This window comes from Solidesulfovibrio magneticus RS-1, assembly GCF_000010665.1.
GTDB classification, from domain to species: domain Bacteria; phylum Desulfobacterota; class Desulfovibrionia; order Desulfovibrionales; family Desulfovibrionaceae; genus Solidesulfovibrio; species Solidesulfovibrio magneticus.
Map to the genome: position 1 here is coordinate 788,617 of NC_012796.1, position 23,572 is coordinate 812,188.

The 23,572-nt window shown below is 59.8% G+C and carries 32 protein-coding genes, 2 tRNA genes and 1 pseudogene; 16 read left to right on the forward strand and 19 right to left on the reverse strand.

Annotated features, from left to right (window positions below; genetic code table 11):
• Positions 1–80: 80 nt before the first annotated feature.
• Both DMR_RS03355 and DMR_RS03360 read right to left on the reverse strand, forming a co-directional pair.
• On the reverse strand, positions 81–1,349 hold the full coding sequence (locus DMR_RS03355; RefSeq protein WP_012750270.1) for a glycosyltransferase family 87 protein: 1,269 nt from the start codon (positions 1,347–1,349) through the stop codon (positions 81–83).
• Between the two features lie 48 nt (positions 1,350–1,397).
• Positions 1,398–2,717, reverse strand: coding sequence for an alkaline phosphatase family protein (locus DMR_RS03360; protein ID WP_012750271.1), 1,320 nt, complete (start codon positions 2,715–2,717; stop codon positions 1,398–1,400).
• 218 nt (positions 2,718–2,935) lie between these two features.
• On the opposite strand from DMR_RS03360, the gene DMR_RS03365 reads away from it, so the two are divergent.
• The 4 genes from DMR_RS03365 (at position 2,936) to DMR_RS03380 (ending at position 4,147) form a co-directional block, all read left to right on the forward strand.
• Positions 2,936–3,022 (forward strand) — tRNA-Leu (locus DMR_RS03365).
• Positions 3,023–3,264: 242 nt separating this feature from the next.
• On the forward strand, positions 3,265–3,666 hold the full coding sequence (locus DMR_RS03370) for a bacteriohemerythrin (protein ID WP_012750272.1): 402 nt from the start codon (positions 3,265–3,267) through the stop codon (positions 3,664–3,666).
• 87 nt (positions 3,667–3,753) lie between these two features.
• Positions 3,754–3,960, forward strand: a complete 207-nt coding sequence (locus DMR_RS03375) for a hypothetical protein (RefSeq protein ID WP_012750273.1) — start codon at positions 3,754–3,756, stop codon at positions 3,958–3,960.
• Positions 3,961–3,964: 4 nt separating this feature from the next.
• The gene (locus DMR_RS03380; RefSeq protein ID WP_012750274.1) at positions 3,965–4,147 is read left to right on the forward strand and encodes a hypothetical protein; all 183 of its coding nucleotides are present in this window, start codon (positions 3,965–3,967) and stop codon (positions 4,145–4,147) included.
• Between the two features lie 648 nt (positions 4,148–4,795).
• On the opposite strand, the gene DMR_RS03385 is transcribed toward DMR_RS03380, so the two are convergent.
• The gene (locus DMR_RS03385; RefSeq protein ID WP_148208346.1) at positions 4,796–4,975 is read right to left on the reverse strand and encodes a hypothetical protein; all 180 of its coding nucleotides are present in this window, start codon (positions 4,973–4,975) and stop codon (positions 4,796–4,798) included.
• 143 nt (positions 4,976–5,118) lie between these two features.
• On the opposite strand from DMR_RS03385, the gene DMR_RS03390 reads away from it, so the two are divergent.
• The 4 genes from DMR_RS03390 (at position 5,119) to DMR_RS03400 (ending at position 6,332) form a co-directional block, all read left to right on the forward strand.
• The gene (locus DMR_RS03390) at positions 5,119–5,331 is read left to right on the forward strand and encodes a hypothetical protein (protein WP_012750275.1); all 213 of its coding nucleotides are present in this window, start codon (positions 5,119–5,121) and stop codon (positions 5,329–5,331) included.
• 3 nt (positions 5,332–5,334) lie between these two features.
• Complete coding sequence (locus DMR_RS25005; protein ID WP_012750276.1) at positions 5,335–5,508, forward strand: hypothetical protein; 174 nt, start codon at positions 5,335–5,337, stop codon at positions 5,506–5,508.
• An 85-nt stretch (positions 5,509–5,593) separates the two neighbouring features.
• Positions 5,594–5,812 (forward strand): hypothetical protein, encoded by a 219-nt coding sequence (locus DMR_RS25190; protein WP_012750277.1) that lies wholly within the window; start codon positions 5,594–5,596, stop codon positions 5,810–5,812.
• A gap of 307 nt (positions 5,813–6,119) precedes the next feature.
• The gene (locus DMR_RS03400) at positions 6,120–6,332 is read left to right on the forward strand and encodes a hypothetical protein (protein ID WP_012750278.1); all 213 of its coding nucleotides are present in this window, start codon (positions 6,120–6,122) and stop codon (positions 6,330–6,332) included.
• 378 nt (positions 6,333–6,710) lie between these two features.
• On the opposite strand, the gene DMR_RS03405 is transcribed toward DMR_RS03400, so the two are convergent.
• The 10 genes from DMR_RS03405 to DMR_RS03440 all read right to left on the reverse strand — a co-directional run bounded on the left by DMR_RS03405 (position 6,711) and on the right by DMR_RS03440 (position 14,042).
• The gene (locus DMR_RS03405; protein ID WP_043599983.1) at positions 6,711–7,160 is read right to left on the reverse strand and encodes a hypothetical protein; all 450 of its coding nucleotides are present in this window, start codon (positions 7,158–7,160) and stop codon (positions 6,711–6,713) included.
• 17 nt (positions 7,161–7,177) lie between these two features.
• Positions 7,178–7,465, reverse strand: a complete 288-nt coding sequence (locus DMR_RS24215) for a hypothetical protein (protein ID WP_148208347.1) — start codon at positions 7,463–7,465, stop codon at positions 7,178–7,180.
• A gap of 1 nt (position 7,466) precedes the next feature.
• Positions 7,467–7,868 carry a hypothetical protein gene (locus DMR_RS03410; RefSeq protein ID WP_012750279.1) on the reverse strand — a complete coding sequence of 134 codons (402 nt, stop codon included), beginning with the start codon at positions 7,866–7,868 and terminating at the stop codon, positions 7,467–7,469.
• Between the two features lie 359 nt (positions 7,869–8,227).
• Complete coding sequence (locus DMR_RS03415; protein WP_158304237.1) at positions 8,228–10,534, reverse strand: AAA family ATPase; 2,307 nt, start codon at positions 10,532–10,534, stop codon at positions 8,228–8,230.
• A gap of 198 nt (positions 10,535–10,732) precedes the next feature.
• Positions 10,733–11,029, reverse strand: a complete 297-nt coding sequence (locus DMR_RS03420; RefSeq protein ID WP_043599989.1) for a hypothetical protein — start codon at positions 11,027–11,029, stop codon at positions 10,733–10,735.
• Between the two features lie 392 nt (positions 11,030–11,421).
• A complete protein-coding gene (locus DMR_RS03425; protein WP_043599991.1) occupies positions 11,422–11,679 on the reverse strand; it encodes a hypothetical protein in 258 nt (85 codons plus the stop codon).
• A gap of 201 nt (positions 11,680–11,880) precedes the next feature.
• Positions 11,881–12,150: a hypothetical protein gene (locus tag DMR_RS03430; protein WP_012750281.1), complete on the reverse strand. Its 270-nt coding sequence runs from the start codon at positions 12,148–12,150 to the stop codon at positions 11,881–11,883.
• On the reverse strand, positions 12,143–12,358 hold the full coding sequence (locus DMR_RS03435) for a hypothetical protein (RefSeq protein WP_043599993.1): 216 nt from the start codon (positions 12,356–12,358) through the stop codon (positions 12,143–12,145). Before DMR_RS03435 ends, DMR_RS03430 begins: the two co-directional genes overlap by 8 nt.
• A gap of 253 nt (positions 12,359–12,611) precedes the next feature.
• On the reverse strand, positions 12,612–12,752 hold the full coding sequence (locus DMR_RS25010; protein ID WP_012750282.1) for a hypothetical protein: 141 nt from the start codon (positions 12,750–12,752) through the stop codon (positions 12,612–12,614).
• 18 nt (positions 12,753–12,770) lie between these two features.
• Positions 12,771–14,042 (reverse strand): tyrosine-type recombinase/integrase, encoded by a 1,272-nt coding sequence (locus DMR_RS03440; protein ID WP_081429566.1) that lies wholly within the window; start codon positions 14,040–14,042, stop codon positions 12,771–12,773.
• A 117-nt stretch (positions 14,043–14,159) separates the two neighbouring features.
• Here DMR_RS03440 and DMR_RS03445 point away from each other — a divergent pair.
• The 3 genes from DMR_RS03445 to DMR_RS03455 all read left to right on the forward strand — a co-directional run bounded on the left by DMR_RS03445 (position 14,160) and on the right by DMR_RS03455 (position 16,062).
• Positions 14,160–14,250, forward strand: a tRNA-OTHER gene (locus DMR_RS03445).
• Between the two features lie 141 nt (positions 14,251–14,391).
• The gene (locus DMR_RS03450; protein WP_043599996.1) at positions 14,392–15,015 is read left to right on the forward strand and encodes an HAD family hydrolase; all 624 of its coding nucleotides are present in this window, start codon (positions 14,392–14,394) and stop codon (positions 15,013–15,015) included.
• Positions 15,016–15,039: 24 nt separating this feature from the next.
• Positions 15,040–16,062 carry a tyrosine-type recombinase/integrase gene (locus DMR_RS03455; protein ID WP_012750285.1) on the forward strand — a complete coding sequence of 341 codons (1,023 nt, stop codon included), beginning with the start codon at positions 15,040–15,042 and terminating at the stop codon, positions 16,060–16,062.
• A 213-nt stretch (positions 16,063–16,275) separates the two neighbouring features.
• Here the strand turns inward: DMR_RS03455 and DMR_RS25720 are convergent.
• From DMR_RS25720 to DMR_RS22900, 4 genes and pseudogenes are all read right to left on the reverse strand, one after another.
• Positions 16,276–16,683 (reverse strand): annotated as a pseudogene (locus DMR_RS25720) (relaxase/mobilization nuclease domain-containing protein); the annotation flags it as partial.
• A complete protein-coding gene (locus DMR_RS03465; protein WP_043601480.1) occupies positions 16,674–17,057 on the reverse strand; it encodes a plasmid mobilization protein in 384 nt (127 codons plus the stop codon). The pseudogene DMR_RS25720 and the gene DMR_RS03465, both read right to left, overlap by 10 nt.
• A gap of 191 nt (positions 17,058–17,248) precedes the next feature.
• Positions 17,249–18,631, reverse strand: coding sequence for a DUF3987 domain-containing protein (locus tag DMR_RS03470; RefSeq protein WP_012750287.1), 1,383 nt, complete (start codon positions 18,629–18,631; stop codon positions 17,249–17,251).
• Positions 18,628–18,915 (reverse strand): transcriptional regulator, encoded by a 288-nt coding sequence (locus tag DMR_RS22900; protein WP_081429567.1) that lies wholly within the window; start codon positions 18,913–18,915, stop codon positions 18,628–18,630. Before DMR_RS22900 ends, DMR_RS03470 begins: the two co-directional genes overlap by 4 nt.
• Positions 18,916–19,293: 378 nt before the next feature.
• On the opposite strand from DMR_RS22900, the gene DMR_RS03475 reads away from it, so the two are divergent.
• The 3 genes from DMR_RS03475 to DMR_RS24870 all read left to right on the forward strand — a co-directional run bounded on the left by DMR_RS03475 (position 19,294) and on the right by DMR_RS24870 (position 20,244).
• Positions 19,294–19,596, forward strand: coding sequence for a type II toxin-antitoxin system MqsR family toxin (locus tag DMR_RS03475; RefSeq protein WP_012750288.1), 303 nt, complete (start codon positions 19,294–19,296; stop codon positions 19,594–19,596).
• Position 19,597: 1 nt separating this feature from the next.
• The gene (locus tag DMR_RS03480; RefSeq protein ID WP_043600002.1) at positions 19,598–20,020 is read left to right on the forward strand and encodes a type II toxin-antitoxin system MqsA family antitoxin; all 423 of its coding nucleotides are present in this window, start codon (positions 19,598–19,600) and stop codon (positions 20,018–20,020) included.
• Positions 20,021–20,094: 74 nt separating this feature from the next.
• The gene (locus DMR_RS24870; RefSeq protein ID WP_158304238.1) at positions 20,095–20,244 is read left to right on the forward strand and encodes a hypothetical protein; all 150 of its coding nucleotides are present in this window, start codon (positions 20,095–20,097) and stop codon (positions 20,242–20,244) included.
• Here DMR_RS24870 and DMR_RS24220 read toward each other — a convergent pair.
• Positions 20,239–20,472, reverse strand: a complete 234-nt coding sequence (locus DMR_RS24220) for a hypothetical protein (RefSeq protein WP_012750290.1) — start codon at positions 20,470–20,472, stop codon at positions 20,239–20,241. The genes DMR_RS24870 and DMR_RS24220 overlap by 6 nt on opposite strands.
• Before the next feature lie 56 nt (positions 20,473–20,528).
• Between DMR_RS24220 and DMR_RS03485 the strand changes: the two genes are divergently transcribed.
• Positions 20,529–21,275, forward strand: coding sequence for a class I SAM-dependent methyltransferase (locus tag DMR_RS03485; protein ID WP_012750291.1), 747 nt, complete (start codon positions 20,529–20,531; stop codon positions 21,273–21,275).
• Positions 21,276–21,663: 388 nt separating this feature from the next.
• The gene (locus DMR_RS03490; RefSeq protein WP_012750292.1) at positions 21,664–21,921 is read left to right on the forward strand and encodes a hypothetical protein; all 258 of its coding nucleotides are present in this window, start codon (positions 21,664–21,666) and stop codon (positions 21,919–21,921) included.
• Between the two features lie 248 nt (positions 21,922–22,169).
• On the opposite strand, the gene DMR_RS03495 is transcribed toward DMR_RS03490, so the two are convergent.
• A complete protein-coding gene (locus DMR_RS03495; RefSeq protein WP_043600006.1) occupies positions 22,170–23,318 on the reverse strand; it encodes a DUF5343 domain-containing protein in 1,149 nt (382 codons plus the stop codon).
• Between the last annotated feature and the right edge of the window lie 254 nt (positions 23,319–23,572).

Here is a 23,572-nt window from a genome sequence, read left to right on the forward strand (position 1 = left end):
GGGCGCTGGTCGCGGTATGTCCGGGGGAGGTCGGCGCATGCCGATTTCCAGATCCCTGCAACAGGTGGTGATCAGTTTGTTTAGGGTGCGCATGCCTTAGCGAAAGAGGGCATGTGAGGACAATCAGTGTCATGCAACGCAGGCGAATCTGTTCTTATGAGAAGATAGGCTAATGCGAGCATTGAAAAGAGAGGCATGTGAAGGCAGGTGAAGTAGGCGATCATGCTGCTTTTTGTCGCATATACGCTGACATCGATGAGTAGGAAAAACAGGGCGAGGCCTAGTGCGCATTTTTGCGAAAAAGATCCGTTGCGGTGAATGTTTGTGATGATGACAGCGATGGGAAGCATCGCGGCGACGACGTAATGCGCCCAACAGCTCGGTGTTGCCAAGAGCATAAAAATTAAAACAAGTGAAAATTCTGTGACGAGAGAAAGTTTATTTCGCAAAATGTAAATAAAGCAAAGTGCGAGAGCTAATATGCCAAATACATCTGCCGTGGTGGTCAATTTGTCGATGTTGGAGTTGAATAGTTTGTTGAATTCAAAAAAAACGCCAAGATGTCCAATGAATGAAGGGATGCCGTAGTTCCAGCCCTTGCCGATGATGTAGTTTTTGATGATCGGCGTGGAAAATTGAAAAAAATCACGCCACAAATTAAGGTCAGTCAGGTAGCCTAAAAAGGCGATCCACGAAACCATCAGGAGGGCATGGAGAGCTTTTCGAGAGAGCGTGCACTGGGCGCGGAGCAGGAACCATGGGGCAAGGAAAAGCGGATAGATTTTTATCGCTCCCGCCGTGGCGAGCAAAAGAAACGTGAGAGCGTATTTTTTTTGCGTAAAGAGAAGGTAGGCCAGATAAATGAAAAGCAGAATGAGGAATTGAACTTGCGCAGAGATGAAGTGCAGGAAAACAGGGAAGGAGGCGGCGAAGAGACATGTGAATTCCAGAAATATCGAATTGAAATACTTGTTGTTGATGATTTTTCTTACGAGGTACAGGTTTGCCGCGAAACAAAGGAGTTGTAGGGTAGACCATAAATTGAACGCCGCCAATGGGTCGTATTGTGCAAAGGGCATGAACAAATAGATGAGGGGGGGTGGATTCGTGGCGTAGGGGATACCGCTGTCGTGGTACATCTTGAGGAGATCCATAAGGGGTTTCAGCGGTGTCACATATGGGTTTACGCCCTGGCTCAGCATGAGGCTTGATGTGTAGTAGTGATTGAAATCGTTGCATTGCCACCTGTTGACCATGAAAGATAACGTGTGAATCGTTAAGTATGCCAAGACAAAAATGAGGAAAGCATTTTTAAAATTGACGAGGGTTATTTTTCGCTCAAATTGCATGCATGCGGTCCATTTGACTTCGGGAAGAGAGGATGTGCGGCCGGGTGGTTAAATGGGCCTCATTGCCTCAAGATCGTTCAGGGGCAGACCGAGGGAAGCGGCGACCACGGCCCCGGCGTCGGAGGTGCGCTGCGGGCGGGAGCCTTCGGAGTCGCACCACAGCGCGTCGTGCGGGCTGTGGCAGCCAAACCGGCCGTAGTGCCCGGTCAGCTCGGCGCGGTTGAATTTGGCCGTGAGGCTGACGCCCGGCCGGGGCACGCACACGACGTCCGGGGCGCGGCGGACTTGCGGGCCGGCGTAGATCTCGCCGCGCAGGCGCACGGCTTCCATCAATGGACGGCCGTCGTGGACGATGGCCAGCAGTTCGCCGCGCAGGTCCTCGGCCAGCTTTTCGGCCACGTGTTCGTGGAAAACGCCCCGGGCGAAGCGCTCTTTGATATTGATATAGACCCGCCCCGGGTCCAGGGCGAAGGCGGCGGTGTGGTGGGGCACGATGCGGGCGTCGTATTCGCCGGTGGCCCCGGGTTCGAGGCGCAAAAGCCCCTTGCCGGCCAGCCAGACGTTGAGGTCGAACTCGGTTTCGAGTTCAGTGAAGCCGTGGTCGGCCAGGGCGAAAAAACGCTTGGGTTCGGGCAGGGCTTCGTAGCGGTCCAGAACCAGCCCGATCACCTTGTCCCAGTCGGCCAGGAGATCCAGGGCCGGGCCGTGAAGGCGATGCTCGGGCCGGGCCACGGCCGGGAAGAAGAAATGGAACAGCCGGTCGGTTTCGGTCAAGACGATCATGAACAGATCGAAGTCGCCGCCGGTCCAGAGCATTTCCAGGGCGGCCCGGCGCGAGGCCAGGGTGGTCCGCAGTTCCCGGGCAAGTGTATCGAAATCGGCCGCGCCCTTGGTGGTGTCGGCCTCGATGCGGTAGCCGGCCAGTTTCAGATTTTGCGCCAGCTCCGGCGGATACACGGCCCGGCCGAGGTCGATCTCGGGAAAGCCGGCGATGATGGCCCCGCGCAGCGGCGAAACCGGCGCGGCGCAGGGGATGTTGACCAGCTTGGCGACCAGTCCGGCCTGGGTGGCGCGGGTCATGAGAGTGGGCGCGGCAATGGTTGAGGCGTCCACGGGCCCCAGGCGATAGCTGGCCGGGTCGATGCCGACAAAGCCATAGACGCCGTGGCGGCCGGGATTGGCGGCGGTCAAAAAGCTCGTCCAGTTGACGGGCGAGAGTTCGGGCAGTTCGGCCTCGATGCTTGCCGCGTCGATGGCGAGCAGGCGGGCGAGGTTGGGCAGCCGGCCGGTGGCGGCCAGGCTTTGGGCCAGGGTGCGGGGAAGCCCGTCGAGACCGAGGACGACCGTGCGTTTGCGTGGCTGCGACATGGTGGGGAGGTGTAGCAGGAAAGGGGCCGGCTGGCTACGCGCGAGAGGGGTCTGCCAAGCAGCGGCGGGCAATGTCCTGCTGGTCTGCGGTTGTTGCGTGCGGCGAGGCTTTGGCCTTGGGCGAACGGCCGGGAAGGCCGTGGTCGGGTGATTGTCGTGGGCGGCGTGGCGTCGGAATTGACGCGGCGCGGGATTCGGGGCAAGAAACGGGTTTCAGTGCCCGAGTGGCGGAACTGGTAGACGCCAGGGACTTAAAATCCCTTGTTCTTCGGGACGTGCCGGTTCGATTCCGGCCTCGGGCACCAATAAAACCAAGAGGTTGCGACGGTTGAAGACGGCCGGACGCGACCTTTTGTTTTTTGGGAGGTTGTTTTCTCCCCACTCTCTCCCCACTTATCAAAACCTACTCCTCCGTGGGGGACAACGAGTCGAGGCCCGCGCCCCCGCTTCTACCGCTTCCAGGCCATGGACGCCAAAAGCTCTCTCGTGCTATATTGAATGGAGATTGCCATCCGAATAGCGCAACGCGCAAAGCAGTGGAGAATTTATGTCGGTCATCCAATGGGACAACGATCTTTGCATCGGCCACGATCTGATCGACACACAACATAAACGGCTTTTCGAATTGACAACCAAACTTTACGACATCGCCCTAGGCAGTGGGGACAAGGCAAATTTGAAGCTCTTGCTCCTTGACCTATACAAATATACTTTGTTTCACTTTGATGAAGAGGAAGTACTGATGCGAAAGCACAACTTCCCTCACTACAATGACCATAAGCACGAGCATGAGAAGTTTGTCGCGACCCTCGACGCCCTTGCCATAAAAGCGCGAGAAGATACGTCAGCCCTTGATATTGAAATTCTCAATTGGTTGTCCTCGTGGCTTGTGACCCACATCTCAATCAAAGATAAAATGATCGGGCAGTGCCTTTCTCGTGACTCGTAGACTTAAGCCACGTCACAAGCCTCTGCGCCTGTCGTGATTTTGCTTCCCCACGGTGGCGAGGACAGCGCGGGCCTGTTATCGTGGAGCATGACCAAACCCGTCCTGGCGATTCGCCTTCATGCCGACCAACGCGAACGGCGCTTTCTCCTGGCTGCCGCCGCCGTCCTTCGCCGGGCAGGGCAAAACACCCAGGCGCGGGAACTGCTGCGCCGGGGCCACGGTGTGACGTGCTGGCGGTCCTTGGCCCTGCTGGTGGCCGAGTACGTTGATCTGGACATCACCATTCGAGGATAGCCGCATGGACCTCTTCACCCTTGGCGTCATCATCGCCGGCATCGTCATCGGCGCGGCTGTGACCGTCACGATCCTTCGAGCCAAGCGCAGGAGGTCGCCGCCGGTGGCTGGGCGTTTCGACTCCGACGGCTACAAGGAAAGTGAGTTGGGCAAGCGCGGCCTCATCGACCGGACGAAGTGGCATTGATAGGGCCGAGGCCCAGGCAAAATCCAAACTCATCCTTGCGACTCCTCGACAATATGATACCGTCGCAAGCATGGAAAAACCCGTTGTGCGCGCCGCTGACGGAACTAAGGTGAATCAATTGGCGTCCGATGCCCTGGACGCATTACTTGCCTCTGGCGATTATTCGAACGCTATGGAGTTAAATTCGAGGTTGATGTCCGCCACAACAGACGAGGACTCTGTTCGGCACATCATGGCTTTTGTGGAAGTGCTCATAGGGTAGCGTCACCATCTTAACCAGCAAGGGGTTCGCTCATGCCGCGCAGTGTCTTCATGATGATCCTGGCGTCGGTAGCGTTCGTATGTACCTCGACGGGCTTAGGGCTTGCGCAACCTTTTCCCGGTCCTGGCTATGGCCCTGGGCCGGGAGGTCCGCCGCCTTGCCCGATGGGTTACCACTGGGAGGGGCCGCGTGGGTGCTGGCCGAATGACCCTCGTGTGCCGCCCCTTTGCCCGCCGTACATGGCTTGGCGATTTGGGGAGTGTGTGCCCATGGGGCCGCCGCCACCACCGCGCCCTCCGGTTTATTAAATGAAGAGCGCACGCGGAGAGGCCGCACCACCGCTGTGGACGCAAGCCGCAGGCCGTGATCGAAAACCGGGCTCCACCTCACCCCAACCGATACTGCCCGGCCACGAGCTTCAGCCGCCCAGCCGCCACCAATTGCTGCACGGTCCTCGGCCGCGTCCCCGGCGGCACGTCCAGCTGAAGTTTGAGCAGGGCCATGTAGGGCGTGACCACGCGCCTGATCCGCTCCCGCATCGGCCTGGGCATGTACTGTTCGAACAAGAGCCGGACTTCCCCGGCGTCATCCAGGGTGGCGACTGCGCCCTTTGACGCCAACCAGGATAACGGGTCGAACATCGTGGCTATGGCCTTGCCTACGAAAGACAGGGCTTGAACGCAACAGGCCGCAGTGATACTGCGTCGCCATGTTCGAGCAGTTGAAGAAAGAGAAGCCCTGGGCAAGGCTTCGCATGACGCGCAAGCAGTACGAAGCAAAACGCCCTTGGGCCAAGTCCGGTCTGAGCCGGGAGCAATGGGAGGCTGGCCTCGACTACTTCCCAGACGAAGCCATCGACGCCATTTACCGCGAAGTTGAAGCCGACATCCTGGTCGAAGCGATCTTCGGGAAGGTTGAGTAGACCATGGAATGGATTATCGCTGCCGCCCTGGCGGGGGCTGTCCTGGCCGCGGCGGCGATCTTCGTCATGAAGGCCAAACACAGGCCCGGCAGCGTCCATGGCGACTTCCGCTTTGACCGGCACAAGGAAGGTGAGCTCAGCCGGCGCGGCCTGCTCGACCGGACCCAATGGCATTGATGCGCCGGGCACTTGCCTACCTCTGCCAGGGCATCGTCATGCTGATCGGCTTGGCCATCATGGCCCGTAGGAGATGGTTCCGACCATGACTAAGCCCATCTTCTCCATCCACATCGGCCAGTTCGCCAGCATGTACGACCTGCACCTTGCTGCCGTCGTCGCCTTGCGGAAAGCCGGCCTCGAGGATCACGCCCGGGAACTGCGGCAACGCGGCATGGACGTGCCGTCCTGGCACGACATGCTGGCGTTGATCGGGGAATATCTGGACGTGGATCTGGAGTCCTGTAGGCGAGGACGTGGCTGATCCTCGAAAGTTCACGATTCTGAACTTTGCCGCCGGGCTAAAAGTTATTTATCTCACCCCGCAAAGAAATTATCTTCTCAAATTGTCCCAGGCCGTTAGGCCACTGTGGGGAGGAAAGATAAATAATGACGCCAGGAGGCGCAGCGGAGCATGGTCGCAGCCAGGGCGCTGGAATACCACCTCGCTGAAGCCAAGGAGCGCCCGCGAGGCGGCACTTCCAAACCTAACGATTCGTTAGCTTTGAGTAATTCCGGGCGCTTGCAGTGCCGGGCGGCGTCCAGACACAGCCCTGGAAGGAGGTGCGATCATGGCAATTGAATACTTGGAGTGGGCCGACAAGGCTTTCGCTTTCGACAGGAAGGCGTTTAAGTTGTTCCTCATGGTGGGCGACAAGATGGAAGAACTCTCGCCCAAGACCTTTTCCAGCTTCACCAAGGTCTGTTCGTCAGGCGACCCGATCACCCGCGAAGAAGCACTTGAGTGGGCGGAAGAGTTCGCAGAGCGCCGGGTGGCCAGATAGATAGTGTCTGGGGTTTGGGGAGCAGCGGAACAGAAAACAGGCTTAAGGCGCATGACGCGAATGATCCTCGAAAGTCGAGATTTCTCAACTTTGCCGCCGGTCCAAAAGTTATTTATCTCACCCGCAAAGATATTATCTTCTCAAAGAGTCCCAAGCGTTTAGGCCACTGTGGGGAGGAGAGATAAATATCGCTACTTGGCGATAAGTAACGACCAGAGGAGATAATTATCGCCGTCAATGCCGTCCTGGCCGCAATGAGACCGGGCCGAAACCGAAAATACTTAGTTTGGCAAACTGTTTGTTTTAGAAAGTATTTTTCGGCCTCTTCTGACGCCATGCCAATAGCTCCTTTTTTATCAGCCTATGGCGACCGGCTGGCTACGAAGTATGGGTCGGGGTGTTTTCGTTGAAATTCGGGGCGCTATCGCCCTCCTGTGTGGTGTTGCCGAAGAGGGAAATAGCCCGCGCCCGTCGTTGCTCCCGGACCTCGGCGGAGTAGTACGGGGACCGGCCAGACCGGAAAGGCCAAATCGGGCACGCCGACAAGTCCAAATAGCACCGGCCCGCCGTGCAGCCGGCCACATTCCCGCCCGGGGCGCATGTGTCGCAATAGCTCCTGATGACCTTGAGCAACCGCCTGGACGCGCCCGGTTCGATTGATCCTGACCGGTACGGGTAAAACAGGCAATCCTTGGACGAGCAATCCGCGACCAGGGCAAACGATCCGCCCTGGCACTGGACGCAATGCAGGCGGATGGATTCCAGCGCGGTCTTCCTCGGGCCGTCGAATCCAGGCACGGCGGGCTTATTCTTGGTCTTGGCAGCCATACAGAACCTCCTTTGGCCTACAAGTCTTCAGCAGTTAACTCGGTCTGCTCGTATCTCTGGTAGTAATCATCCGTACACGGGCAGTCTGTGTAGATTTTCTGCTCCCATTCGCCACAACGATCAGAACGCCTTACAGTCGGCCAGCCTTCACGATCTGGAGGTCTGCGGACACAACCGCCGTATTGATCACCACCATTCCGGAAATAGATGCATTCCCCGCAGAAAATATCTTTAACACCGGCTTTCATCAGGGCGGCGTTGCGATAAGACATGATGACTTGGATTTCTTTCGCCTTCTTATCCATGTCAACACCCGCAATTCCGGCAGTCGGGCAAGGCGTTGTAGAGCTTTTGGTAGGCGGTGTCGTATGCCGCGCTGGAGCGCAGGGCCGAGTTCTTGCGGCGGCAGGAGTGGCCGACAAGCTGCAACAGCCGGGGCTTGAAACAACAGTACCAAATTCTGTTGGCACAAAATGACGCCGGTGCTTTGGGGCGGCGGATCAATTTGATGGCTTGAAGCATCCAGCGCAGATCCGGTTCGATCTCGACCAGTTCTTCCCAACTGATAGCGCCTCCCTCCCAATGTGGGACATCCGACTTTTTGAATTTCGTTGGGTCGATGTCCCGGCTCGTATGGGAGAAGAATGGCCGGGCGGCTTCGTTGAGCGCACGCTCGATGACGTTGGCTTGCAGGATTGTGGTCGGCATTTTGCCCTCCTTGGCGTTTTGCGGGCGGCCTCAGTCTGGTCAGCCCTCGGTTCAAGAAGATCCCTAGAAACATTTCCCCGTTGGGACCGACCCAGGGAGCGAAGGCCGCGCGGCGCGAGCAGCGCCAGCCGAAGGGGCTTCCCCGTAGGGGAGAATTTTTGGCGCTGCGCGCTGACTGAAATCATTGAACTTTTTAGCGCCAGGCCCTTTTTTGGCGCTAAATTTCTGGCGCTTCGTAACATTCCGAAATAACTGAAGATACAGCGCCAATTTTAAAAACAGCGCCAGAGTGGCGCTACTAACTCTGGCGCTGTTTTGGCGCTGAAGCACCTCGCATGAGGTGTCCGCGCGCAGTTTCATCAGGCGGTCACCTCCACCGCCGTGAGATATTTTGTCTTGTGTCCATTGCCACCGACGCCGGCTTCCTCGACAAGCAGGCCTCGATGGATGGCCTCAGCGAGAGCGGACTGAATAACGGCCTGGGTCGCCTTTCCGAGTTTTTCTTTGTAAATAGCCGCGCGGTCGCGCTTGAGTTCGCGGCTGGTAAAACGGCGGCCTTCCTGCTGGCACTGCCGGATGTCATCCACCACAACATTTATGGCCTGCTCGACAGCACCCGGATCGGCCCCACCTTTGGCCGGTTGGAAGTGTCGCACACCGCCGCCCTCGGTCCTGGCCATGAAGACCTCCCAGCCCTCGACGCCGTAGCTGTTTTTGTCGACCCGCAGGCAGGCCAGGGGCTGATCCCCGGCGTGACCCAGGCGTTTGGCCACGGCCGCCGGCACCTTTGCCATCATGATGCCGCCCCGGGAGTTGTTCACCAAGGCGACTCCTCCGCGCAAAGCAGCAGTGTCCAGGGCCGCTTTCCACGAGTCCTTGTTGTCGCTTCTTCTGTTCGGGCTAGGGAGGGCTGCCTTGGAAACGTGGTGTATCAGGACGACAGCCGCCCCGGTGGCGTCGCAGATGCGCTCGGCCTGGGAAATCACCTGAGCGGCCAAGGTGTTCGAGTTTTCCTCCCCAGGCCAAGCCCGGCTTCTCGTGTCGATCACGACCAGCTTCAGGCCTTCGATGCTCTTGGACACCCGCAATATCTGGTCGAAAAGCGGCGTGGCCTTGAGCACGTCGTTTTTCTCGGGAAGGCCCAGGTGGATCGGCCCGCCAACATCAGCTCGGGTCATGACGTAAACGTCTTCGCGAAAGCGCCTCTCATATTCCGGCCAGCCCGACAGGGCCGGGTCGTCATCGAAGCCAACAGTGGCAGCCCGCTGAGCCTCGAAAAGGGCGTGCAGCTTGTTGTGAACTACTGCCTCGGAGTCTTCGGCCACGATGAAAAGCACCGGGCCTTGGGTCATGGGTTCGAGGATGCCCTTCGTGAGCGGTAGCCCTGTCGCCACGGCGAGGCCGAGACTGACGGCAAAGGCCGTTTTCAGGCTGGCTTCCGGACCGCCCAGGATGGCTACGGCGTTCTCGGGGACACCGTCGACGATGAATTTCAGCGGTGGTGGGGCGGCGTCCAGAAAGCGCCCGGCGCGGAGCCTGTCCTTGGTCAGTTTCACCAAGGAATCGTCAGGCCCGGTTTCCTTGGCCCCCTCGGCTTCGATCTGCTCGAGGATTTCCTTGAAGGCCTCGATGGCGGCGGCGTGGCGCTCCGCAGGGGAAAGTTCGTCTTCGATGGGCAGGAGCTTGGCCTGTCCGTAGCGCAGACCGTCCTTGACGGTCCGCATGGCGGCATCGACATCCCCGGCACCGCTCTCGATGACCGCTGATTGCAGCGCCTCCACGGCCTCGTTGGGATCGAGTGCCCAGAGGTAGCCGCCGACCAGTCGCGCTTCGCGGAGTCGGGTACTGTGCTGCTGGCCGGGGGCGCTTTCCGCGATCCTGGCGCAGGCGAGCGTCAAGATCCGCTGGGCCTCGGCCCGCTGGTAGTCCGACGCCTCGCCGCTCGGGGTGAACTCCGGTTCGACCTCGGTTTCCACCTTCACTTCCACGACAGGCAGGCTGGCCACGTCGAGACCCGGCCCGGGTAGCCCGCGGCACTCGAAAGGCGAGTCCTCTGCCGGCCGGCGCGGGGGGTAAAAAAGGCGCGCCAGTTCCCAGCCGGTGGGGTCATCCTCGAGTCCCAGCGCCTGGGTCAGCCCTGCGTGGATGGCTTTCCAAGACGCCTTCGCCTCGGCCAGGGTGCTGTAGTCAGACCGACGCCAAGGCTTGGCCAGCGGCCACACCAGCCGGAATTTTTCGCATGGCTGGTGCCGGGCAATCCGGGTGCGGCGTCCATCAGGCGCGGCGATTTCATCCCCGATGAACTCCGCGCCTTCAACGACCCAAGGGCGCAGGCCGTGATGCTCGCGGAGGAATTCGGACACTGTAGCGCCAGGACGGGACTTAAGGAACTTATCCCAGGCCTCAAGGTTTACTTCGGTTTCTGTCTTTTTGTTCGAGTGGGTGGTGTAGACCCAGCATTGGGCACCAACTCTTTCGGCAGCAGCGACTCCATCGGCGAAGCGGTCGCCACTGTCGAAGTCCTTTCCGGCGCAATACATCATCTCGATGTTGGCAGCGGTTCGTTTAGACCCTGACAGAGTGCCTAAGATGAAGCAGTCGCCATCCTTGGTGCCGACCTTGCTTGTGGTTAAGACCTTGCCGAGTTGATCGGGTCTCATCTTCATACGCCGAGTCCAGTTCCACTCTCGGCATGTGCTCGCTGTTGTGATTTCGATTTCTGTAACGTCCTGGCTGGATTCACAATTCAACATGTTTTGCTCCTTGACTCTGTGTCTTGGAGCAGGTACATTCACCTTGCGTCTGGTGGTTGTACCCGCCCCATTTTTGAAGCCCCCGGTATGTGCGACCGGGGGCTTTTTCATTTAGCTGGCCACGCGGTCGGCGTGGATCTGTTGGTCCTGGCAAACATCGCCGTACTTTTGGACGTTGCGGTCATTTGTCTCTGCTGCTCTGGACACATCACCAGAAATTAAACGATATGCGCGTTGCTCTTCCTCAGCCGTGAACGGCAGGTATCCAGCAAGCTTTCTCCAAGTCTTTGTTTCCGACCAGCCAAGCGCCAGAGCAAACTGGTATTGTGGCACACCGCTCTTCCGTAAAAGCTGCTTTATCGGGTGCGCCTTTGCCTGTGCCAACCGCACATTGATCTCGTTCCGCATCGTTTTCTCCTCCTCTGGCCCGAGTAATCCGACGAGACAGCCAAAGAGTCAACTGCCGTGAAAAATCGTTATTTATCGGCGTTTTAGTTCCGCCTTCACGCCGCTTGTCGCCTCTTCCGGCCTTCAGTTTCCCTTTCATTTCAAATGGGTAATTCGTGAACAGAGACGGCCCGCAGCGCGAGAGATATTTCTCGTGTTGCGGAAATTTTCAGCTGAGCAAGAGTTTGCCGATGGGGCGTAAGAGTAGCAGGGACTTGACTTGGAAGCTGCGGACGGTCGGTGTGGAGGAGACGGCGGGGCGGTGTTCGGCTATCGGCGGCGAAACTGACTGCTTCGATGGACGCCGCCTGGGCGGGGGCAATAGGCGGCGTCCATCTTTTGAGCGTTCACGATTACTCGCCAGCGTTCTTGCCGCCGCGCTTGCTGACGCGCGGGCGGTTGAGCAGCCACGACAGAAAGCTGTCGCGCTCCAAAATGACGCGGGAGTTGACCTTGCGGTTGGGCGGTCCGATGCCCAGCGAGATTGCGTTGTGCACCGAGCCCGGTGCGATGATCCCTGGCGCAAGTTCTCGGAGCGCGGCCACGCCGAATACCGGTGGCCATTCACGGCGGGCAGTCGCAAAGAAATCGTCGGAGCTATCGGGATTCATTTGTGTTTCTCCTTGGTCGCACAGCCCTTCACGTGGGTGGCCTGGAGAACCTAGCACCCAAACGCCTGCGAATGGTACTGGTCAGCCGCCCGTCGGGGGAAAGTTTTTTGTTGGCTTGCGCAACGCGCAACGAAAAAGGGCGGCACCGACCGCATGGCCGGCACCGCCCCCTGGCGTTCATGTCGTAGGTGCGGTCCTGGCTTAACTGAGGCGGTAGCCTTCTTCGGTATGCTGGCCGCCGACGCCCTCGAAAACGAGATCCAGCTGGTGCTCAGCCCCGTCCAGATCGTCGGCCAACAGGTCGAGGAGCACCCGCAACCCGTCGCCGGTAGGATCGGGCAAGGCCGTTTTCAGCAGCGCCCCAAGGCCCATGATGGCCCGCTGGGCGGCGTCTACTCGGTACATGGCGCTGTCGAGCTTGCGGCGAAGCTTCCGGGCCTGATCGGCGTCGAGGGTGATGGCGCTAGACATTGGCGGCCTCCTGGCGGGTCATGGCGCTGATGTCCTCGGCGGCCATGGCGACAGCGGCCCCGAGATATCTGGCGGCACGGTGGGCGTCCTGCTCGTCATCCGTTTCGGCCAAGAGGCGCAGGATCTGCACGGTCGCGGTCAGGTCGGTGACGCGGTCGAATACGGGTTGGCAGACGGGATGGATCGGGTTTAAGACTTGGTCAGCCATTTCGGACCTCCTGGGGTCTGAAGGGTTAGGCCGGGCTGTGGGAATCGCGTTCCCACGGCTTGGCCGTTTTTTATCTGTGCCGCCGCCATTCGGCGGCCTCTCAATCAAATCCGACGCTACACGCTGCCCGCTGGCGGGCTTTTGGGCCTCGGCCCATAGTTCGGTCACCCTGTGGACAAAAACGCGCCAGGAGGCCTTCTGTGGGCAATACGGCCATACTGCTCTTTCTGTCTGCCCAGCATGGTGAAATTGCTTATTTATCTCGCTTATCTTCGCCCTTGAACAGCCACCAATCGAACTTCCGGTGATTCAGTCCCGGCCACCAGCGCATGGCGACGATGGCCGCCAGGAGAAGCACCAGATAGATGACGCGCAAGAGGTCGGATTGGTCCATGGTTTGGGTCCTGCCCGATTATTCGCCCGACACCTTCTCGGCCGGGAACGGAACCACCTTCCCGCCCTTGTCTTCCATGAACGCGCTGGCAAGTCCCTTCATGGCCCGGCGCTGCACATCCTCGCTGCCCTTGGCGTAGCGGAAAACCATGCTCGGGGTCTTCCAGCCGAAAATGGTCTGCATGTCCTTGACCGGGACGCCGCGTCTGGCCGCGTAGGTGGCGGCAGAGTGCCGAAGATTGTGGAACGTGGCCCGGTCACGCAGAGCACGCCCTTCGTTGAAACCGAGGCGTTCCAGGGCCGTCTTGAAAGAGGACGGGGCGGCGTCGTAGGGCGTGCCGTCGCGCTTGGTGAAGACGTACTCGCCAGGGCGGCCGGGGCCTCGGCGCTTCAGCATATCCAGCACGTCGGCGGCAAGGAAGACTTCGCGGGGTTCGCGGTTCTTCGTCTCGGGGAAAAGGGCGGCCTCGCGCACGAAGTCCACGTTTTCCCATCGCAGCTTGAACGCCTCGGAGGCCCGGCAACCAGTGAGCAGCGCAAAGACGGTCAGATCGTGGGCAGTCTGGTCCACGGTCGCCAGTTCCGCCAGAAGAGCTTGAATCTCTTCCGGGGTCAGGACGCGGAGCCGGGTGTTGACGGGCTTGGGGATGTCCAGCTTGCCCACGGGGCACTCCACGGCCACGATCTTGCGCTTGAAGGCGTGCTTCCAGACGCGGCGGAACGTGCCCATGATGTACTCGTGGGATCGGTCGGACAGGCCGGCGGCCCTGATCTTGTCCTGGACGCGCTCAAGGTCGGCTTCGGTGATTTCGCGCAAGGGCAGTTTGCCGAGGGTAGGGGACAGCCAGAATTTGAAGTGAGCCTCTTCCTTTTGATATGACTCGGGCTTGACCCGGTTGCGGAGGGCAATCACGTAGTCATCTTGCCAAAAGGCATCGAAGATCACGCCTTGCCGGGCATCACGCTCCATGGCGGTCTGTTCGGCCTTGCGCCGGGCCTCGGCCAGTTCACGCTTCTCGGCCAGGGTGGCCGGGCCTTCTCCCGTCGTGGCGGCTTTCTTGAGGTCTGCCAGGGTTTGGGCTGCCTTGGCCGCTGTCCAGCCTTCACTTGCCCATCCAAGTCCCTCTTCGCGGCGTTTGCCTTCGGTCTGGAAACGGATGGCAAAATATCGGTCCCGCTGGACGCCATGCTTGCGGGCGGCGTGTTCATAGTAACGGACACCGGGGAAGTTGGTCTTTATCCAGGTGACGGCCATGCGCTGGAACCCCTTTTTGAAAATCCCTGGCGACATCCTCTCCCCACTCTCTCCCCACTTTTAAGCTGAAGGGGGGTGGACTCTGATGAAAACCAGTGAAAGAGAAATAGAGCTTTGTCACCGTCAGGTCAAGGTTTTTTCAATTTCTAGGGAGGGCGAGTGAAACCCCGTGAAACGGCAAAAAAGGGACTTAAAATCCCTTGTTCTTCGGGACGTGCCGGTTCGATTCCGGCCTCGGGCACCAAAAATTTCAATGGGTTACTGACACAGTCAGTAACCCATTTTCCGTTGTCTTGATTTTTTGCTCCACTCGCTCCAGGAAATGGTTCAGGGATTCGCGTCTGGAAAACCCCGTTTACCCAGGGTTGGTGCCCGGGAGACGAGCATGGAGCCACGGCACATCAAAGGCGTGCTTTTCGACGCTTTCGGCACCTTGTGTCACATCGAATCCCCCCGGCTCCCTTACCGTTCGATTATGAAGCGATGGGAGAAAGGGGCGGTCGATTGCTATCAAGCCATCATGACGCGGGATGTTTCCTTGGCGGAATTCGCCGGGGAAGCCGGTTTGTCCAGGGAGGAAACCGCTCTCCTGGAAGCGCAAGTGGCCAAGGAAACGGACTCCGTGTGCCTTTTCCCCGAGGTGGCGCAAACGCTGGAGACGCTCCGGGAGCATGGCGTCAAAATCGCGGTAGTCTCCAACCTCGCTCAGCCCTATGGCGCGTCATGTCTTGAGCTTCTGCCCTTTGAACCGGATGTTCGCGCCTTTTCCTACGAGGTCGGCGCGCGCAAGCCAGAGGTCCCCATCTACCGGTATGCCTGGGAAAGGCTCGGCTGTGCCCCAGAGGAACTCCTCATGGTCGGTGATTCGTTGCAAAACGACTATCAGGCTCCCCGCGATCTCGGGCTTCACGCCCTATGGCTTGATCGAAAGGCCGCCTCGCTCCAGGGCGAGAATGGGCATGTCGTCAATTCCCTCCAGGGCATCCTTGGCTACCTGGGGATCGGCTGAGATTCGACTTTTTGAGGAGGCAGCATGGCGACTATCCGAAAACGCGGTGCAGCGCAGTGGGAAGCCCGGATTCGCAAGCGGGGCTATCCCACGACGTGCAAGACCTTTGACACCAAGGTGGAAGCTGAAGCATGGGCCAAGGACATTGAAACGACCATGAACAAGAGCCTCTTCGTGTCCGCCAAGGAGGCCGAGCAATATACACTGAGCGAGTGCCTTGAGCGCTACATTGAGGAGTATATCCCGCGCCTGAAGCATGCCAAGCGGGAAACCGACCGGGCCAGGTTCCTCCAGAAGCGGACCCTCGCCCATCGGATCATGGCCACCATCCGCGCCCGGGACATTGCCGACTTCCGCCGCGAACGCGAAGGTGAAGGGGGGAGCGGCAACACCATACGCCTGGATTTCGCCCTGCTCTCCAAGCTCTTCAACTACGCCCGCTCGGATTGGGGCATGGAAAGCCTGCAAAACCCTGTGGAGCTGGCCGCCAAGCCAAGGCCCGCCAAAGGCCGCGACCGACGCCTGGAAGATGGCGAGGAAGAGCGATTGCTGGCTGCCGCTTCGCCCAGGTTCAGGCCGGTCATCCTCTTCGCCCTGGAAACCGCCATGCGCCGGGAAGAAATCGCCAGCCTGTTCTGGAAGAATGTCAATATCCGAGGTCGATACGTCCTCTTGCCCGAAACCAAGAACAGCGAGGCCCGGACAGTCCCCCTAGCTGAAGGGGCGTTGACTGTCCTGCGCGAGCTGTCCTGGATAACGGCTTCGGTTGTACGCAGCGCGGCGGTCGATGACTGCCGCAAGCTCTCGCTCAAGGCGTCGAATTGCTGCCGGGTCAGGGCTTCGAACCTCTGCCGGTCCTGCTCTGTCTTGGCCCGCATGCGCTCGGCCAGGGAGGCCAGGGAGGCCAGTGAGTTGCCAGTGCTCGACATAGATTCCCCCTTTGAGGCGAAGCTTTTCGCCGCTGGCTGGGTCTTTGACGGTGATGTAGTCCTTGCCCGCCCTGTTGATTTCCAGGTCTGCCTCCTGAAGCGCCGCAAGGAGCTCTGAACGGTTGGTGACCTGTCCCTCTTCGATCTTCATGAGCAGGAAGGCGTGGACGGCGTCCTTGGCCTCCGCGCGTTCGTCCTTGCCGGGCCTTGTGCCCCATCGGAGCAGACGGGCTTTGTGCAGGTCCGCGTGTTCCGGCGTGCGCAGTCGGGCTCTGGCCGGATCGTCCGGCCTGGCCCAACCTTCGCGGTGATTGTGCAGGTCCCGGAACACGTCGAAGTGTTTTTGCCAGCCGGGCGGACAGGGATTGAACGCCTTGCCGCTTGAGAGCTCCACGCGTGGTATGACGAAATGGAGCTCATGGTGCCCAGCATGGTGATGCCTCACCCAGAGGATATTGCGCTGGTCCGGCTCCAGGCCGGCAAAGGCCACGGCCTCGAAGTCGTCCATGACGCGTGTTTCCTGCTTGGGCGTCACGACCTCGTCCGGATGCCAGGAAAGAACCCCGGCCGTGAACTTCCATTTGGTGTCCAGGGAGTCGATCAGCTCTCGGGTCTGCTCAGGATCGCCACGCAGCACCTCGGGGGGATGGTTGTCCCGGCCCGGGTAGTCCGGCAGCACCAGGTAGCGCGTCGGCCCATCCCCGGTCCCTTGGCCGTGCGGGAAGACCTTCATATACATGGCGTCTCCACGGAGGGTTTTGACTCCAGGGGAAGAGAGGTTTCTTGCCGGTCACGGTCATCTGGGGCAGCGTCTCGCTTGAGTGCCCTCTCGAAGCTTAAAAGGGCTGCCAATACACGTATGGTCTCCGCGCGGCTTTTGTACGTGTTGGCCCACCGAGCCAACTGGTTCAAGAGCGCTCCCACTCGGGCGAGCTGGCGCACGTGCTCCTTTTCCAAGGGCGTTTTGCGCAGACGATAATCCAAGGCTCGTTGGCGGATGAAATCCGTCACGGTCTGCCCCTGGGCTTTCGCCTTGGCCATGATCGCTTCCTTCTCAGCCGGGGTGACGCGAAGCTTGATCCAGGCTGTGCGGTTTGGGGCGTTTTCTTTCATGGCGTCACCTGTCTTGATGTCTTTGGCAGGGGTCGAGGGGGGGCGCAGCCCACCCGCCAGCCCCGGCAGGGGGCACCGCGTCAGCGCGTGCCCACAACGGGTAGGCTGGCTATGCGGCATACCACCAATGAGCGCAGATTCTGCGGAGAAACATACCCATGGCGAAAAAAGCGAAAGAAGCGCAAAAAGCCTCATGCACCGATCCTCCTTTGTTCGCTTTTTTCGCTTAATTCGCGCAAGGCCAGGATGATCCGGGGACGGCCCGCGTTTTTGACCTTGGTGATGGTAATGCGCTGTTGTGCTTCGAGTTGCTGCAGCAGGGGTTTGAGGCGGTCGCGGGGGACATGCCTACTGAGGGCTGAGCTCAGTTCGGTCGCTGTGAGCGGACCGGTCTTGAGCGCCTCCAGGATTTTATCCTCAAGCGGATCTGTCGCCCGATCCCCGAAGATGTACAGCGCCGAGTCCTGGGCGTAGCGCCACATGGCAAGGGCCGCCTGCAGGTGGGGCTCCTCGATCTCCCCCTGTGCATCCAAGAGCGCGTAGAGAAGCGACAAACGCAGGGTTTGGGCCTCTGCTCTATTGATTATACTTCCGGCCAAGCCTGTGTGCTCCTGGGAGAGCTCTGGGTAGACGTGTCTCCAGAGCTCCAAGGTATTCGCCGTCATGGTCATGACCCCACGTTGCTGCGCTTGCCCCACGCGCCGCCAAAGCTCGCGCTGCAAGGGCGCAAGCTCTGCGTCCGGCATCCGTGAAGGCAAGGCCACCAGTTTCGATCGCCGGGCGCATATCCAAAGGAACCGGTTGCCGAAGCCATTCACTGCCTGCACCTCGCCCAAACACACGGCGAGTTCCTGCATGGTAATGTGGGCGATGATGCTGATATGCGCGCCGCGTACCAGGATGGGATTGTTTTTGGTCAGGGGGGCATAGTCGCCGGAGTCCCAGAAACAACGGATGCCCATGGAGAGTGTGTTGCCTTCCCGTTTGAAGCAAGCAAAGGCGCTTGCTAACTCTTCGTCCATGATGACGAGCCTTTTGTCTCCCTTTTCGCGGACCGGTTCGGCGGGGTTCTGTCGCTGCCTTCGTTCCCGCTCCTCGTCGCTTTCGTCTCGCACATGGTGGGCCAGGCCTTCCCCCGTGGAGAGCGGGCCGCCGCTCTCCCTGGCGGGCAAAGGGACGCCCCATGTCTTCAGGTCGATGGGCAGGCAGTGTTTCCGCTCAAAGAGCTTTGTCACGGGATGCCGGGAGGTCCCTTTGCGGGCCTTGCTGGAATTGCCGCAGATGACGGCGAAGAGTCGCGGTGGGTGGATGGTTTCGCCCACATAGAGGTGTGGGCCTCGGTTGGGCGCGTAGCCGTAAACCTCCGCCCCGAAGCGCACCAACGCGGTGATGCAGACCGCCGCCGGATCGGCTTCGCTGTCGCGTGTCGCCAGTCGCACGAACTCGCCCAGGATGCCTGGGCAGGCGTCAAACGAGAATCGAGGCCATTCCTTGAGGGCAAGGTCATCAGGATCGTCGGTTGTGGCACCGATCTGCAGCTGAGCCCGGGGCAGCCCCCGGATTGCGCTGCTCATTGCTCATCCCCATTTTTCCGTTCCGATTTTCGCGGACGTCCGCGCCGTTTAGTGGGGGGCGTTGTGAGGGTGCGTTGGGGATTCGCTTTTCCGTCGGCTCGATCGGTCTTTTCCTGGACCCATTTTTCGACCACGGCTGGATTCCAGGCGAGGCGGCGACCCAACTTTATAGGCGGCGGCACAGCGTCGAACTGCTTTCGGGCGAGATGACCGTGGATTGATGCTGGAGTTTTTCCAAGAATGATGGACATGTCTTCGATGTAGTAAAACATTTTTTTGACCATGAGTACTCCTCGGTATCTGTGCAAATTGTGAGCACGCAGGCATAAACACGATTTTTAAAATAGTGGCAAGTTGACTGAAATGCAGTTATGTCACTGTATGTCAACGTAGAGTGTAGTTTTGTCACTGAATGTCATTGCATGGTATAGTTGAAGGGGATTGCCGTATAAGCCGTTTTTAGAAAGTTAAATATTTCAGATAGATAGCGAGGTGTGGAAAAAATTTTAAATTTTATTTTCCATTGTTTTTAATAAGTTAGATCTATTCTCGCTCGTTAGGATGCCTGCCGACGGGGAGGAGGGGGGCTGCGGCGACAATGCCCCTGCCCGGGCCGAGGCCGATGGCCTTGACAAAAAGTACCTTTATGGTAACTTTTCCTCATGGAAAAGCGAAAGCCGACGTATGACCTGGGCTCTTTCCAGGATGCGGCGAGAAGGGGCGAAGTCGCCGTGACGAGAACCGCCGCCCAGGCAGCCCAACGCCTCGGCTTCGATTATGATGGCATGATGGTGGTCATTGAGAGCATGAACCGCAGGCACTTTTACAAATCCATGACCGCCTACGCGGACAACGCGGCCTGGCAGGATGTGTATCATGTGCCGACATCCGCCGGGATTTTGTACGTGAAATTTATGGCTGGAAGGATTTCGGCCTTTGACCTGCTCTCTTTCAAGGAGAAATAGCGTGGAAACACATCCCATGTGCCACGAAGACGGAATCGAAATGGTTCGTGACGTGAGGCCGGTGGAATTTTCCTACAAGGGACAGACGATGACTGTCGCCATGCCCGGATGGTATTGCCCGAAATGCGGGGAAGGTCTCTATACCCGTGCGGACATGAAGGTCTCCGACCGAGCACTAAACGCCATGAAGGCGAGGTGCGAGGGGCTGTTGGACGGCCCGCAGGTCAAGCGCATCCGCAAAAAGCTCGGGCTGACCCAGGCGGCGGCCGGCGACCTCATCGGCGGCGGCCCGAAAGCGTTCACCAAGTATGAGAAGGGGGATGCCCTGACCAGTCGGGCCGTGACCAACCTGTTGAAGGTGCTGGACGCCGTGCCTGACGCGCTCACGATCCTTCGGGAAAATCAGGGGCGCCCTTCCTGCTGATGCTTCTTGGCGTCCTCCTTTTTCATCCTCCTGCAGAAAGGGAACGGCGTCGCAGTGCACACTCCGGAGAGCGCTTGCCGGCCAGCCGCGAGTTCTCCCCGGGACTGGATGAACATTCCGCCAAGCTCGATAAAAGCACATTTCTCGTCAGTGGAGCAAAAAAAGTTGCTCCAATTTGGTCCAATTTTGCTCCACTCGGTCTGGAAAAACGTGCATTTTCATGAAAAGTCGTGAGCAGTCATCTGTCTGATATTATTTGAGTATTCTTGGTAATCTACGGTTAAAATTGAGCGATTTTTGAGACTTAAAATCCCTTGTTCTTCGGGACGTGCCGGTTCGATTCCGGCCTCGGGCACCACGATTTTGGGGACTGCCGACTCGGTCGGTAGTCCCTTTTTGGTTGCCTTGATGATTTGCTCCAAAGCTGTTCCAATCATAACGATGAAGGACATGGTCGCCCAACCGGCGCGTTTTGGATGCCTTCATCCCACGAAGGAGCTTATCCCCAATGGACATTCCGCGGATTTTCACCATCACGGAAAGCGCGCATCGCATCCACAATCCGTTCACGCCCGACAAGTTCGCGGTGCTGGGCCAGGCGTTGCGTCTGGAACCCGGGACGCGCATCCTCGATCTCGGCAGCGGGTCGGGGGAGATGCTGTGCACTTGGGCCCGCGATCACGGCATACGCGGCGTCGGCGTGGACATGAGTTCCTTGTTCACCGAGCAGGCGAGAAGCCGGGCCGTGGAGCTCGGCGTGGCCGACCGCGTCCGGTTTGTCCACGGCGACGCCGCCGGCTATGTCGCCGATGAGAAGGTGCATGTGGCCGCCTGCGTCGGCGCGACGTGGATTGGCGGCGGCGTTGCCGGCACGGTCGAGCTCTTGGCCCGAAGCCTGGGTGAGGGCGGGATCATCCTCATCGGCGAACCCTACTGGCGGCAATTGCCGCCGACCGAAGACGTTGCCAAAGGCTGTCTGGCCGGCGCGGTCGCCGACTTTCTCGCCCTCCCGGAGCTTGTCGCGTCTTATGGCCGCCTGGGCTGCGACGTCGTGGAGATGGTCCTGGCCGACCAGGACGGCTGGGACCGCTACGAGGCGGCCAAATGGCTCACCATGCACCGCTGGCTCCAGGCCCATCCCGACGACGAGCTGGCCGGGGAGGTTCGGGCCAAGCTGACCTCGGAACCCGTACGTTACGCCACGTACACGCGCGAATACCTGGGCTGGGGCGTGTTTGCGCTGATGCTGCGGTGAGGCTGCCGTGGCGCTGCGGCGACGCAGCTGGGCCTCCGGCGGGCGGCCAACGGCTGTGGCGATCGACCGGGACTGAACCGGCGCGGCCCCTTGGCCCCCGGTTGCCCGGGTTTCTTGGCCGGTAGTTTTTCCGGCTCAGACGACCTCTTGGGGGCTTTGCCGTAATAGGCGGAGCACCGGGCAGGAAGGCCGCCGCAGGCTTTTTTGCAGAGAACCTGGCAGAATCGTTTTGGGAAGCAACTTTTTACTGGACAAGACGCGAACTTTGTGATTTTTTGAACTTGCTGAAAAGCCTTTTAGGATATCTCAAGCGGAGGTTCTTTTCAACAGATGATCGCGTAAGTTTGCTGGCTTTTTCCGAACTCCAACAAAGTCAGGAGGAAAGAGAATGCGATGCTTGCTGTTTGTACTGGCGCTGTCGCTGGTGAGCGCCACGGCCTTTGCTGCTGATGAAGCTGCCGACACCGCCAACCGGGCACTGTTTGAAAAAGAATGCGCGGCGCTCATTGCCCCGGGCGGCCCCTGTGCCGATGTGCAAAAAGGCGGCGGCGGCCGGCGCGGTTGCGTAGCCAAACCGGAAAATCTCGACAAGGCCAGCCCGGCCTGCAAGAAAGTGATCGAGGAGTGGAAGGCGCTGCCAAAGTAACGGCCGGCCTTTTCCGCGATTGATGGAATAGAAGAGAGAACGCGCCGTCCCTTGCCGCATTCTTCGGCAAGGGACGGCGTATGTTTTTTGGGGGTATGTCAGGCAGCCAACACGCCGTTTGGGCGGCGTTGCTGACGGGGTAACGCTTTCGTGGCGCGTCCACGAAAAGCGCATAGGCATTTCGGAAGCAGCATGCTGAAACCCCTGAATTTTATAAAAACTATCGTGTTTTTGTAAGGGATGCTCCACTAGGCATTTTCGCCCGGCGACAGCAGATGGCGCTTCAAACTGGCGAAAATGGCGTCGTAGACCGCCTCGTCGGTGCTGGCCGGCAGGGTGATGTGGATTGTGGGGTGCTTGGGCGCGGCCGGGCTCGAACCCCGGGCTTCCGATGGGAAGGCCTCGATGACGATGCCTGGGGCTGCGTCCGGCCTGGCCGCCGTTTCCATGTCCTTGGCCGGAGTCGGCGCTTTGGTGACGGCGGACGCCGGCGCGGCGGCAAGCGATGCCGCTACGGAGGCGGTCGGGGCAACCGGTTCCGGCGCGGGAGCGACGGGGGCGGATGTGGCCTCGGCGGTGGTTGGGGCGAAAGCCTCGGGATGGGCGCCGGCCTTAGGCGCAGGCGCGGCCTGGAGTGACGCGGCCTGTTCCTGGGCAACCGGTTCCGGAGCGGCCACGGGCGCAACGGCAACAGCAGGGCTGCCCGCCGCCACGGACCCGGACGCGGCCTCCGGCTTGGGCGTCGCCTCGGGCTGGCCCGCCGCCACGGATGTGGGCGCGGCGGTCAACTCAGGTGCGGCAGCCGGTGCGGCTCCGGAGTGTGGCGCGGCCGCAGGTTTGGACGCCGTCGCTGGGCCGTTTGCGCCGGGAGGCGACGAGGCCGGCCTGGACGCCGAATCGGGCGTGACGGCCGGTTGTTGCGCCGCGTCGGCGCTGGCCGCACCGTTGTCGAGGCTGGCTGCGTAACGCGTCAGGGCCAGGAAGGTGGCGGCGATGCCGCAGGCCGCCATGTCGTTGATTTCCCCTTGGAAATACCGGGACACGGTCTCCATGATTTCGCGTTCGGGGCAGACGGCGGCGTTGGGCAGTTCGGCCAGCAGGCCGGCATAAGCGTCGGCCAACCCCTGGCGCAACACGGTCCCGGACAGGCGACGGCCGTGGAAATCGGCATAGCGGCGAGTTGGCTGGCCGGCTTCAGTGAGAAACCCCAGCCCCGCAAGGATGTCGATGAAAGTCCGGTCAATGGCGTAGCGGAAGCCGGACTTGGCCAGAAACGCCGTGTCGAAGACCTCCGGAATCGGATTTCCAAGCAATACCCCGAAGTAATCCGGAATCTTGGAGACCTTTAACGTATAGGCCCGAGTCAGGGGTGGCTTCGGTAAGACGCTGGTTGGCATAGGAGCATCCCCAGGGGGAACAACGCGACGGCGTGGCTTGAATAAGGAAGCAAGCAAGGTGGCAGACCTCTTTCCGTGCTGGCAAACAAGTCTATTGTTCATTCTCCAGAGAAAACGGTGATAATATAGACCACGCTGCAGGCCATTTGTCAATGACGGCGGCAGCGGTTGCCAGTGGCAACCGGAGGCGGCCGTCTTGACGCGCCCATGGCTTGCGTCTACCACCGGAGAGTCGGGAGAGGGGATGTTCGTAC